The organism is Bacillus sp. NMTD17 (genome assembly GCF_002998735.1).
Taxonomy (GTDB): domain Bacteria; phylum Bacillota; class Bacilli; order Bacillales; family Bacillaceae; genus Bacillus.
The window spans coordinates 724,583-737,166 of record NZ_PVRH01000001.1; the positions used below are offsets into that span (position 1 = coordinate 724,583).

The window sequence follows — 12,584 nt, forward strand, 5'->3', positions numbered from 1 at the left end:
ACAAACACAGCTCTTAGACGCGCATTCAGCATATCTTTGCCTTTTCCAGTGGAGATATGCTTTAATTTAAGGAAAGACAAGTCATATTAGAAAAAAGGTGATCACATGACAGAACATGAAGAAAGACATATGGCTTCGCCTAGAGCCGAGAAGGATAAAGATCAATTGATCAATCGGTTGAAACGAGTGGAAGGACAAGTGCGCGGGATTCAGCAAATGATTGAAAACGATCGTTACTGTATAGATGTTGTCAATCAAATCTCCGCTGTCAATGCAGCTTTGAAAAAAGTCAGTCTTCATTTGATGGAAAAGCATACACATCACTGCGTAGCGGATGCTATTAAGAGCGGCAATGGGGATGAAGCCATTGAAGAGTTAATGAACGTCTTTCATAAGCTCACAAAATCGTAGCATTTATATGTTTACATTGATACCCTACTAGGGTATAGTAAGGTGTAGAAAATGATTGATGGAGGCGATGAGAAGTGGAACAAGCAACACTTCAAGTGCAGGGCATGTCTTGCGGACATTGCGTGAAAGCAGTCGAGGGAAATGTAGGAGAATTAGCAGGTGTTGAATCTGTGAAAGTCCATTTAGACAAGGGACAGGTGGAGGTTTCTTTTCATCCTGATCAAGTCACGTTACACCGAATCTCTGATGTGATTGAAGAACAGGGATATGATGTCGTATAAATGATATACGTGCTGCATGTGACAGCGCGTATTTTTTTCAAAAAAAGATACCCCCATGGAGTATATGAAGAGGTGAGATGAATGAAAAAGGAAATTGATTTTCATATTACGGGGATGACCTGTGCTGCCTGTGCAGGACGCATTGAAAAGGGTTTGAACAAGCTGGAAGGTGTGGATGATGCCAATGTGAATTTGGCGCTGGAAACATCTCATATTGTGTATGAAACAGAACAACTAACACCAGATGATCTGAAGCAAAAAATTCAATCCCTTGGCTACAATGTGGTGATGGAGCAAGCAGAATTTGATATAGAGGGAATGACGTGTGCAGCGTGTGCCAACCGAATCGAGAAAAAAATTAACCGGATGGACGGTGTTGATCACGGATCTGTGAACTTTGCACTTGAGACCCTTCAGGTCACGTATCATCCTGGCCAAACGTCTACAAGTGATATAAAGGATGCGGTTCAGTCCATTGGATATTCTTTAATTGAACCAGCTGCAGATGAAGCAGAGGAAGGAAAGAAAGATCATCGCCAAGCAGCAATAGAGAAGCAGACGGCACGCTTTTTATTTTCAATGATCTTGTCACTGCCGCTTCTTTGGGCAATGGTCAGCCATTTTTCCTTCACGTCTTTTATTTGGCTGCCAGAAGCGTTCATGAATCCATGGGTTCAGCTGGCTTTAGCAGCGCCGGTTCAGTTCATTGTCGGCTGGCCCTTCTATGTAGGAGCATATAAAGCTTTACGTAATAAAAGTGCCAACATGGATGTTCTTGTCGCACTTGGGACATCAGCTGCGTTTTTCTATAGTTTATACGAAAGCATTCAGTCAGCGGTTCAAGGCACACATGAGGCAGCCCTCTATTATGAAACAAGTGCTGTGCTTATTACGTTGATCGTGCTCGGAAAATTAATGGAAGCAAGAGCAAAAGGGAGATCATCAGAAGCGATTCAAAAGCTGATGGGCCTACAAGCGAAAGAAGCGGTCATCGAGCGAGATGGAAAAGAGATGACCGTGCCAATTTCCGAAGTAAAAGTGAATGATCTTGTGTTTGTCAAACCGGGGGAAAAAGTGCCGGTAGATGGAGAGATCGTGGAGGGAACAACCGCAATTGACGAGTCCATGATTACGGGAGAAAGTCTGCCTGTTGATAAAACTGCAGGTGATGCGGTTATCGGGGCAACCATCAATAAAAATGGGTTTATGAAAGTGAAAGCGACAAAAGTCGGGAAAGAGACCGCCCTTTCACAGATTATCCGAGTCGTAGAACAAGCACAGGGCTCAAAAGCGCCGATTCAAAGGATGGCAGATCAAATATCAGGGATATTCGTTCCCATCGTTGTAGGAATTGCTGTGCTCACCTTCCTGATATGGTTTTTCTTTATTGAACCAGGAAATGTGACGTCAGCCCTTGAAACGTTTATCGCAGTCATCGTCATCGCATGTCCGTGTGCGCTTGGTCTTGCCACACCAACCTCTATAATGGCTGGCAGCGGCCGTGCAGCTGAATCAGGCATTTTATTTAAAGGCGGGGAGCATTTAGAAGTGACCCAATCACTCGACACGGTTGTTTTAGATAAAACAGGGACTGTGACAAAAGGGGAGCCGAGTCTGACAGATGTGTTGGCATATGCCAATTGGACAGAAGCTGCGCTGCTACAGCTAGCAGGATCAGCAGAACAGCAGTCGGAACACCCGCTTGCCAGAGCGATCACAGACGGAATGAAGGAACAAGGTCTTGAAGCGGTCGAGGTCGAAGCGTTCCAAGCAGACCCAGGCCATGGAATTGAAGCAAAAGCCGCAGGACGCAAGCTTTTGATTGGAACGCGTAAGCTATTACAAAAACATCATATCCCATATGATCAAGTCGAAGCGTCTGTAACGTTACTGGAGCAGCAAGGGAAAACGGCTATGCTTGTCGCGATTGATGGAGAAGTCGCCGGCATAGTCGCGGTCGCAGATACGATCAAATCATCCTCACCTCAAGCTATCAAGCGTCTGAAAGAGCAAGGGATTCACGTTGTGATGATGACAGGTGATAACAAGCTGACAGCAGAGGCGATTGCGAAACAGGCGGGCATTGATCATGTCATTGCTGAAGTCCTGCCTGAGGAAAAGGCTGCTCACATTGCGGCGCTTCAGGAACAAGGAAAGAAAGTCGCCATGGTCGGAGATGGCATCAATGATGCCCCGGCTCTTGCGACAGCGAAAATTGGGATGGCAGTTGGAACAGGGACAGATGTCGCCATGGAAGCAGCAGATATCACGCTCATGACAGGAGACCTCCATGCCATTGCAGATGCGCTTGAATTTAGTAAAAAAACAATGAGAAACATCAAGCAAAATCTATTTTGGGCGCTTGCTTATAACTGCATTGGGATACCGATAGCTGCTTTTGGACTTCTTGCGCCATGGCTTGCAGGAGCAGCAATGGCCTTTAGCTCCGTGTCGGTTGTATTGAACGCGCTCAGGTTGCAGCGTTTGAAACCGGTTAGAGAGGGAGTGGCACAATGAAGCTGAATGTCAAATGGATTTGGACGATTAGTGCATTGTTCTATGTTGCTCTTGTTCTTATTGGATATGCTATGTATGATGAATTTTATCCAAAGCAAGAACCGCCAAGTGAACAAATGCAACATCATTAAGACTTCGCCAAAAGCGAAGTCTTTTTTTAACAATTTTGTGGAAAAACCCACCTTTTAAAAGATTTTTCATAAAAAATTCACTTCTTTTTGTTCCTTTTTGTCGTTTTTTGTAGGTTCATCGTTAAGATGCGATTAAGCAACAAAGAAAGCGTTATCAAAAAAAGGGGGTTCACGTATGAAAAAGTTAGGGTTAGCTTCTCAAATACTCATTGCACTTGTTCTGGGTGTTATCGTGGGAGCGCTGTTTTATCAAAATGAAACCGTTATTAATGTGTTAACGCCGATTGGCGATATATTCATCCATTTAATTAAAATGATCGTTCTTCCAATTGTTATTGCTGCGTTGATTGTAGCAGTAGCTGGTGTAGGGGATATGAAAACCATCGGAAGACTAGGCGGAAAAACGATTCTTTACTTCGAAATTGTGACAACGATTGCATTAGCAGTGGGACTGCTTGCAGCAAACGTCTTCCATCCTGGTACAGGAATTGACATGAGCAACATGGAAAAAGGCGATATCTCTAAATATGAAGAGACATCGAAAGCTTCTTCCGAAAAAGCGAGTTTCTCTGAAACCATTGTGCATCTAGTGCCAACAAACGTTTTCCAATCCATTGCAGAAGGTGATCTATTACCAACGATCTTCTTTACAGTCTTATTCGGATTAGGAATTGCCGCAGTAGGAGACAAAGGGAAACCAGTATTAGGATTCTTTGAGGGTATACTCGAAGCCATGTTCTGGGTGACCAATAAAGTGATGAAGTTTGCACCATTTGGTGTATTCGCGCTCATCAGTGTGACGGTGATCAAATTCGGGGTCGGAGCGCTTCTCCCGCTAGGTAAACTGGTACTTGTCGTTTACGGTACAATGGCATTCTTCGTCATTGTCGTACTTGGCATTATCGCAAAATTAGCTGGAACAAGCGTCTTTACACTATTTAGAGTGCTAAAAGAAGAAATCATTCTTGCATTCTCAACAGCAAGTTCAGAAGCTGTACTGCCTAGACTTATGGATAAAATGGAGAAGTTCGGCTGCCCGAAAGCGATCACGTCGTTCGTTATCCCAACAGGCTACACCTTTAACCTAGATGGAAGTGCCATCTATCAATCCATTGCCGCCATATTTGTTGCACAAATGTACGGCATGCCGCTTTCCATCTATGAGCAAATTACGTTACTATTAATCTTGATGCTGACATCTAAAGGAATGGCTGGTGTACCAGGTGCATCAATCGTTGTTGTCATCACAACACTTGGTGCAATGGGACTGCCGCTTGAAGGACTTGCCTTCATCGTTGGGATCGACCGTATACTTGACATGGTTCGTACAACTGTTAACGTATTTGGTAACTCACTTGCAGCCATTGTCATGTCTAAGTGGGAAAAAGTTTTTGATCAAGAGAAATCGAAGAAGTATATTGAGGAATTAAAACAACAAACAAAAGCAGCGTAAAAGGAGATCTTTTCAAATGACGAAGCTACAGGACAAGCAAGTTCGAATCGAACGAGACTTTCTAGGTGAAAAGGAAGTAGACACTCAAGCGTATTATGGAATTCAAACATTACGTGCAGTAGAGAACTTTCCAATTACTGGCTACCATGTTCATGAGGAACTCATCAAAGCATTAGGGATTGTCAAAAAGGCAGCCGCACTTGCAAATATGGATACAAAGCGACTATATTCTGGTCTTGGAGAAAAAATTGTTCAAGCCGCAGATGAGGTTATTGAAGGAAAATGGAACAACCAATTTATTGTCGATCCAATTCAAGGCGGGGCTGGCACTTCAATGAATATGAATGCCAATGAAGTCATTGCAAATAGAGCGCTTGAACTACTAGGAAAGGAAAAAGGCGCTTATACTGAGCTAAGTCCAAACACGCATGTGAACATGTCGCAGTCAACAAACGACGTTTTCCCAACAGCGATTCATATTTCAACATTGAATATGATTGAAAAACTACTTTATACGATGGAAAACATGCATCAAGTCATGACGGAAAAAGCGCAGGAATTCGATCATGTGATCAAAATGGGACGTACGCATCTTCAGGACGCTGTTCCAATCAGACTTGGTCAGGAGTTTAGTGCTTATGCAAAGGTTCTTGCACGTGATATTAAACGTATCAAGCAGTCTAGACAGCATTTATATGAAGTCAATATGGGAGCAACAGCAGTCGGAACTGGATTGAATGCTGATCCTAAATATATTCGCCAGGTGGTTGGCTATCTATCTGACATTAGCGGATTACCGTTAGTTGGAGCTGAAGACTTAGTCGATGCCACGCAAAATACGGATGCTTATACAGAAGTATCAGCTGCACTGAAAGTATGTATGATGAATATGTCCAAAATGGCGAATGATATTCGCTTGATGGCATCAGGTCCAAGAGCAGGCTTTGGTGAGCTTCACCTGCCGCCGAGACAGCCAGGTTCATCTATCATGCCAGGGAAAGTTAACCCAGTAATGCCTGAGGTCATGAACCAAGTGGCATTCCAAGTGATCGGAAATGACCACACGATCTGTCTTGCATCAGAGGCTGGTCAGCTTGAACTGAACGTCATGGAACCAGTTTTAATATTCAACTTACTGCAATCTCTCAGCATGATGAAAAATGTATTCGAATCCTTCGTGGACAACTGCTTGCGTGATCTAAAAGCAGATGAAACAAGATTAAAAGAATATGTAGAAAGAAGTGCTGGTGTCATGACAGCGGTGAATCCGCATATTGGTTATGAAGCTGCTGCACGAATTGCAAGAGAAGCGATTCTTACAGGCGCATCTGTACGTGAGCTTTGTCTGCAAAATGATGTGTTAACAGAGGAAGAGCTTGACGTCATCTTGAATCCTTTTGAAATGACCAAACCAGGTATTGCTGGCGCATCACTTTTAGAAAAGGATCGTTTAGAAGATTAAGCGGCATCATGAGAAGCGCACACCGACAAAGTTCCGGTGTGCGCTTTTTCATGGATGTTTGTTTTTCTCAAGCTCACATAGTATACTATCGTCAATTATTAGGGATGTGACTGCGTTTGAATCTACTAAAAAAATGGCTGAATACAGAGCCTTATTTAATTGTGATGCTCATTGTACTGACACCGATTGGCGGAGAGTTTAAATTTTATCCATTTGAGGACAGCTTTCGGGTCAGCTTTGGAACCGTTGTCTTTTTCTTTATCCTGCTTCAAATGAAAAAATTCCCGGCATGGGCAAGCGGTATTATTGCAGGGGTATCTGTTTTTGCGTTTCGCGTGCTTCTTGATACAGCCGTCACAGGTCATCTTCCGCTGGAAGAGGCGGTTTCATTAAGATTTCCTTCCCTGCTTTATTATGTCGTCTATGGCACGCTCTTTTATTTATTACAGGTCAGACGTTTCCGCGATCAGCCTTGGCTGATTGGTGCGACAGGCATCATCATGGAACTGTGTGCGAGCGTTGTTGAGATGATTGCACTTCGTGGCACCATCGATGAAATTTTAACGATGCGGACGCTGTTTCAACTTTTTGTTTTGGCGATTTTCAGAAGCTTTTTCGTGTTGGCTTGTTATACAATGATTCGATTATATGAAGAGCAGGCGAGAGAGCGTCAAATGAAAAAGGAAAAGGAACATCTGCTGATGCTTCTGTCTAACCTTTACACGGAATCTACATATTTTCATAAAACACTTGCACATGCTGAGCACATTACAGCGACATCCTATCAATTGTATCAATCCCTGCACCACGCAAAGGATACAGAATCATTGGATTTGAAAAAGCTCGGAAAAACAGCCCTGCAAATTGCAGGAGAGGTACATGAGATCAAAAAGGATAACCAGCGGATTTTTTCTGCATTATCAAAGCTGATTCATGAAGAAAATTTCCAGGCTTATGCAAGTCCTGCCCATATTGCTGGGCTTGTGATTCGTATCCATGAAAATTACGCAGAATCTCTTAAAAAAAACATTGTCTTTCATTATGATGAAGATGGGCAGCATCCCGCCTATCACGTGTATACCATTCTATCTTTGTTAAATAATATCGTTTCCAATGCTGTCGAAGCCATTCCAGTGGATGGAGAGGTGTCACTCTCTATTTCACAGAAAGAGAACCAGGTGATCTTTCAAATCAGTGACAACGGGCCTGGCATTAAAGAGCGTAATCATCATGTGATTTTTAAACCCGGTTTTACTTTAAAATACGACCAGGCTGGGAATCCATCAAGCGGTATCGGGCTTTCCTATGTGAAGGATACAGCGGAGAAACTTGGCGGAAGTGTTGAGATGAAGAGTATCCCAAATAAACAAACGATTTTCACGTTAACGATACCAGTGGATCAAGTCAGTAGAAAAGAGGGGATTGGGAGATGAGATTTTTTATTGTTGATGATGATGAAGCCGTGCGTTCTTCACTGGCTCAGCTCATTGAAGATGAAGAGCTTGGCATTGTCGCAGGGGAAGCAGAGGATGGCGCAGAGTTAACGGCAAGCTACTTAAATGATTTGCACATTGATATCTTATGTATTGATTTATTGATGCCGGAAAGAGACGGTCTTGAAACGATTCGAGCCATTAAGGATGAGTTTCATGGGAAATACTTAATGCTGTCGCAGGTAGAAACAAAGGAATTAATCGGCCAGGCGTATACGCTTGGTGTTGAGTATTATGTGACAAAGCCAATCAATCGTGTAGAGGTCTTAAGCGTGCTCCATCTCATGATTGAACGTCTTCATTTAGAGCATTCAATTGAAAACATTCAGCACTCACTCAAATCCGTCATGCAGTTTCAGCAGCGCGGTCAGACGAAAACGAAGCAGCGGGGGAAAAGTCTTGCAGAGGCAGGTCAGTTCTTGCTGGCGGAGCTTGGGATTGTCGGTGAGAAGGGGTCTAAAGATTTATTAGATATGATTCTCTTCACAGATCAGTATGTAGCGCTGCATACCGATCATCACGATTCCTTTCCTTCGTTAAAGATCATTTTTACCGGAATCACGGAGGATAAATTAAATGAGCCGTACACATCAGCAGACATTGCAAGAGAAGCGAAGGCAGCGGAACAGCGGGTAAGACGTGCGATCAACCAATCTTTGAAACACATCGCATCACTTGGGTTAACTGATTTTTCTCATCCGACCTTTGAAAATTATGCATCTAAATTCTTTGATTTCACCATCGTGCGAAAGAAAATGAGTGAATTAACAAAAGAGACGAGCGGTAGAGAAGAACATACTCGTATCAATGTGAAGAAATTTGTGCAGGTGCTCTACTACGAAGCAAAACGTATTTTTATGGAAGATTAAAAAAAGACATGCTCCCTCATGAGGGAGACATGTCTTTTTTGGTGATCGATTGCAGATGCATCTGCAGCACGGAGCGTAAGAGCTCAGGCGGTAAACGATGAGGCTGCAAGATTCCATTCAATGCAAGCCCGTTGATGACCGCATAAAGCCGCTCAGTTTCGACTAAAAGATCGATATGATCAAGCAAAAGCCCATCCTCTTTTAATTTCATTAAACAATATTGGGTCATTTGGAGAAGCTCGTCATACATCTTTGCATTGAGCGGCTGTAAATCTGGTTCAGTCAGCGACTTGACTGTAAAAGCCTGCCACACCTCCATTTCAAATCTTCGTTCTTCATCAAGTGGAAGAACCTGTTCCAATAACGCGAGGACATTTTCTTCCGTTGAACCGTTAAGCTGAAGTCCTGTAATACGCTCTTTGACTCTTTCCTGAATCAATGTCATAGAGAAAAGAAATAACTCTTGCTGTGTGGAAAAATAATGACGCATAGAGCCCGCTGAAATACCAGCTTCTACCGCTACTTTTCGTACAGAAGCGTTTTCCAATCCATCCTGTTTAATCACTCTCATGGCAGCTTGAGCGACTTTTTGTTTTTGTTTATGGTGATCGACGATTTTTGGCATACATTGATTTTAGCACAGCTATTGTTTTTTTAACACAGTTGTGTTATTTTTTATTTAATACAATTGTGTTAAAAAGGATGTGGTGAAAATTGGTCGGGTTATTGATTGTGGCATGTGAAATTGGTTTTTGGCTGTTTATTCTGGTGGGTTTAACACTGCGCTATGTATTTAGACAGAAAAAGTGGGGCGCCTTCTTTCTGGTCTGTACGCCGATTTTGGATCTAATCCTTCTTGCGGCTACTTATATGGATTTAAGGCAAGGGGCTGTGGCGAGTGTCATCCACGGGCTTGCGGCTGTTTATATTGGGGTGAGTCTCGCCTTTGGACATCAAATGGTGAAATGGGCAGATGCTCGGTTTGCTTATCGATTTGCAGGAGGCCCTAAGCCGAAGGGAAGACCTAAGTACGGGAAGGAACGGTCAGTGTATGAAATGGTCAGCTGGACGCGGCATTTCGTCTCTTATGTCATCGGAGCTGGTCTGCTATTTGGGTTATCTTTTCTCATCCAAGCACCAGAACGAACGGAAGCACTGATGCAGCTAGCGAGAGTATGGGGAATGGTCTTAGCCATTGATTTCGTCATTAGCATCAGCTATGTGATCTGGCCGAAAAAACACCCGCAAAATATAGCCAGCTAATAAAAAAGACAGGCGAAATCACTCTGCCTGTCTTTTCTTATGATGAAAGCCCTTTGTAAATGGTGTCAATATTCCATTTCATCATCTTATAGTAGCTGTCCCCATCTTCACCTTTCTTTCCAATGGAGTCAGTGAATACTTTTCCTTTAATCGGAACCCCGGTTTCCTCAGATAAGCTTTCAAGGCTGCGTTGATCGACACTTGTTTCAAGAAAGAGCGCAGGAACTTGATGATCTTTGACAAAATGAATGATGCGCTTCATTTGTCCAGGTGTTCCTTCACTTTCTGTGTTGATCTCCCAAATGTAGCCTGCTTTCAGTCCATAGGCATCTGCAAAATACTTGAAGGCTCCCTCACTTGTCACAAGGAGCTTTTTGTCTTTTGGCAGCTGATCAAACTTGTCTTTTGCTTCATCGTGAAGCGCTTGAAGCTTTTTGATATAGGCTTCTGTATTTTTTTCGTAATCCTCTTGATGCTCAGGGTCCGCTTCAATAAGCGCATCCCGGGCATTTTGAGCATACAGAACCCCATTTTCGACATTCAGCCAAGCATGGGGGTCCTGCTGGCTTTCGAGGCCTTTTGAAGATAAATGTTTTACTTTGACGCCTTTACTTAATTCGGCTACAGGTGCATCATCCCCGTCCTTGCCACTCGATTCGAGCAGCTTTTGAAACCAGCCGTTCCCTGTTTCAAGGTTTAAACCATTATATAGAACAAGGTCTGCATCCGTTGTATGCTGAACATCCTTTGGCAGTGGGTCAAATTCATGTGGGTCTGTACCAATGGGAACAATGCTGTGAATAGAGACATGCTCTCCGCCTACTTCCTTCACAATGTCATAAAGAATGGAGTAGGTCGTGACGACTTTTAATGTGCCGTCATCTTTGCCGGAATTATTTTGTTTAGTAGAACAGCCTGTGATGACCATAAGGGCAATGAATACTGCGGTCAAACGGATTGCAAATACCTTCTTCATATATGTCCTCCTTTTACATAGACGCTTCCTTTTTTAGCTGCGTTCGTTTTCGTTTAGATTTTAATGATCTCCATAGAATTCCTTGCTTTGGTGAAAGGATAAAGGCACTCCCGAATAAAATGGTCGCGACCAGCACGATAGAAGCGCCAGACGACAAGTTATACGTAAAACTAAGCCCAAGTCCGACGACGGCAGAAACTGCCCCGAAAAAAGCAGATAAATAGATCATGATCCATAGCCGGTCTGTTAAGAGATACGCAGTGGCTGCCGGCGTAATAAGCATGGCAACAACAAGAATAATCCCAACAGTTTGCAGTGAAGCAACGGTCACAAGGGTCAACAGCGTCATGAGAAAATAATGGATCATTCGATTCGGTAAACCGTAAACCGAAGAAATGACCGGATCAAATGAACTAATGAGCAGTTCTTTGTAGAAAACGATGACAGCCAGCAGGATAAAAATGCCGATGCCAAGTGTAATCCACATATCAGATGATCGAACAGCTAGAACGTTTCCAAACAAGATATGATATAAATCACTGGAACTTTTCAAAAATGTGATCAAAATGATCCCGATTGAGAAAAAAGCGGTGAAGACAATGCCAATCGCAGAGTCATTTTTAATTCGGCTGTTTTGACTCACATATCCGATCCCAATCGCTGTTAATACGCCAGTTAAGACGGCCCCGAAGAAAAAGTTAATTCCCAGCATATAAGAGATGGCGACACCTGGCAGCACAGCATGCGATATGGCGTCTCCCATCAATGCCATGCCCCGTAAAATGATAAAGCAGCCAATGACCCCGCAAATAATGCCTACCATCACGGATGTAAATAACGCTTTTTGTAAAAACGCATATTCAAAGAGTCCGGTTAAAAATTCCATTACACGTCTCCTCCTGCTGATTTTAAGAATGGTAGCTGCGTTTCATATGCCTCCAGCATGACCTCTGGGCGAAGGATGTCGTGTACAGGTCCAGCTTTGATGAGTTTTTTATTTAACAGAACGAGATGACTGAAGTAATCATCGGCTTTACTTAAATCATGATGGACAACCAAAATGGTTTTTCCTTCATCCCGTAATTCTTGCAAAATGCGAACCATCGTTTCTTCACTGGCCATATCAATCCCAACAAACGGTTCATCCAAACAGAAGAGCTGTGCGTTTTGCGCAAGTGCTCTTGCAAGGAAGACACGCTGCTGCTGACCGCCGGATAACTCACCAATCTGTCTTTTGGCAAAGTCCTGCATGCCGACCTTTTCTAAACAGTGGTACGCATATGCCCGGTCTTCTTTTTTCGGACGTTTCATCAGGCCAAGCTTCGGATATGTTCCAAGTAGCACGGTATCCAGCACATGAATAGGAAACGTCCAGTCTAGATCATTTCTCTGTGGTACATAGGCGATCTGTTTTCTGACTTGTTTAAAGGGCTGTTCAAAAAAGCGAATATCCCCTTGGTCTTTTTCAATTAAATCCAAACATGCCTTGAGTAAAGTCGATTTACCGGCACCATTTGGACCTATGATTCCTGTCATCGTTCCTTCCTGTATGGAAAGAGAGATGTTCTCTAATGCATCCTGCCCGTGATATGAGACATGAAGACGGTCGATTGTTAAAGCATTTGGCATGTCTGCGGCCCCTTTCAATCATCATTGCACTTCCTAAAGATATATGCATACATTAAATAGTTTTGACTAAAGGATGAAATGATTCTCTAATGCTAATTT

At 43.1% G+C, this 12,584-nt stretch carries 13 protein-coding genes; 9 read left to right on the plus strand and 4 right to left on the minus strand.

Annotated elements, in window-relative coordinates:
• The first annotated feature begins 105 nt into the window (after positions 1-105).
• The 8 genes from C6347_RS03685 (at position 106) to C6347_RS03720 (ending at position 8,617) form a co-directional block, all read left to right on the plus strand.
• Positions 106-411 carry a metal-sensing transcriptional repressor gene (locus C6347_RS03685; RefSeq protein ID WP_060597306.1) on the plus strand — a complete coding sequence of 102 codons (306 nt, stop codon included), beginning with the start codon at positions 106-108 and terminating at the stop codon, positions 409-411.
• 74 nt (positions 412-485) lie between these two features.
• Positions 486-692 carry a copper chaperone CopZ gene (gene copZ / locus C6347_RS03690; RefSeq protein WP_024423475.1) on the plus strand — a complete coding sequence of 69 codons (207 nt, stop codon included), beginning with the start codon at positions 486-488 and terminating at the stop codon, positions 690-692.
• A gap of 81 nt (positions 693-773) precedes the next feature.
• Positions 774-3,209 carry a heavy metal translocating P-type ATPase gene (locus C6347_RS03695; RefSeq protein WP_060597305.1) on the plus strand — a complete coding sequence of 812 codons (2,436 nt, stop codon included), beginning with the start codon at positions 774-776 and terminating at the stop codon, positions 3,207-3,209.
• A complete protein-coding gene (locus tag C6347_RS03700; RefSeq protein ID WP_258182048.1) occupies positions 3,206-3,340 on the plus strand; it encodes a hypothetical protein in 135 nt (44 codons plus the stop codon). Before C6347_RS03695 ends, C6347_RS03700 begins: the two co-directional genes overlap by 4 nt.
• 175 nt (positions 3,341-3,515) lie before the next feature.
• Entirely contained in the window at positions 3,516-4,793 is a 1,278-nt protein-coding gene (locus tag C6347_RS03705) for a cation:dicarboxylate symporter family transporter (protein ID WP_003213370.1), read from the plus strand.
• Positions 4,794-4,809: 16 nt separating this feature from the next.
• Entirely contained in the window at positions 4,810-6,255 is a 1,446-nt protein-coding gene (gene aspA / locus C6347_RS03710) for an aspartate ammonia-lyase (RefSeq protein ID WP_060597304.1), read from the plus strand.
• Positions 6,256-6,371: 116 nt separating this feature from the next.
• Positions 6,372-7,688 carry a sensor histidine kinase gene (locus tag C6347_RS03715; RefSeq protein WP_060597303.1) on the plus strand — a complete coding sequence of 439 codons (1,317 nt, stop codon included), beginning with the start codon at positions 6,372-6,374 and terminating at the stop codon, positions 7,686-7,688.
• Positions 7,685-8,617, plus strand: coding sequence for a response regulator (locus C6347_RS03720; protein WP_066030411.1), 933 nt, complete (start codon positions 7,685-7,687; stop codon positions 8,615-8,617). The genes C6347_RS03715 and C6347_RS03720 overlap by 4 nt, the downstream gene beginning before the upstream one ends.
• A 16-nt stretch (positions 8,618-8,633) precedes the next feature.
• Here C6347_RS03720 and C6347_RS03725 read toward each other — a convergent pair whose 3' ends face one another.
• Complete coding sequence (locus C6347_RS03725; protein ID WP_060597301.1) at positions 8,634-9,242, minus strand: TetR/AcrR family transcriptional regulator; 609 nt, start codon at positions 9,240-9,242, stop codon at positions 8,634-8,636.
• Between the two features lie 89 nt (positions 9,243-9,331).
• Between C6347_RS03725 and C6347_RS03730 the strand changes: the two genes are divergently transcribed.
• Positions 9,332-9,880 carry a hypothetical protein gene (locus C6347_RS03730; protein ID WP_060597300.1) on the plus strand — a complete coding sequence of 183 codons (549 nt, stop codon included), beginning with the start codon at positions 9,332-9,334 and terminating at the stop codon, positions 9,878-9,880.
• A 37-nt stretch (positions 9,881-9,917) separates the two neighbouring features.
• Here the strand turns inward: C6347_RS03730 and C6347_RS03735 are convergent, their stop codons facing one another.
• From C6347_RS03735 to C6347_RS03745, 3 genes are read right to left on the minus strand one after another with little or no spacing between them, the layout of a single operon-like run.
• The gene (locus C6347_RS03735) at positions 9,918-10,856 is read right to left on the minus strand and encodes a metal ABC transporter substrate-binding protein (protein ID WP_066030412.1); all 939 of its coding nucleotides are present in this window, start codon (positions 10,854-10,856) and stop codon (positions 9,918-9,920) included.
• A 13-nt stretch (positions 10,857-10,869) separates the two neighbouring features.
• Positions 10,870-11,742 carry a metal ABC transporter permease gene (locus C6347_RS03740; protein ID WP_066030413.1) on the minus strand — a complete coding sequence of 291 codons (873 nt, stop codon included), beginning with the start codon at positions 11,740-11,742 and terminating at the stop codon, positions 10,870-10,872.
• The gene (locus tag C6347_RS03745) at positions 11,742-12,485 is read right to left on the minus strand and encodes a metal ABC transporter ATP-binding protein (RefSeq protein WP_060597298.1); all 744 of its coding nucleotides are present in this window, start codon (positions 12,483-12,485) and stop codon (positions 11,742-11,744) included. The genes C6347_RS03740 and C6347_RS03745 overlap by 1 nt, the downstream gene beginning before the upstream one ends.
• Between the last annotated feature and the right edge of the window lie 99 nt (positions 12,486-12,584).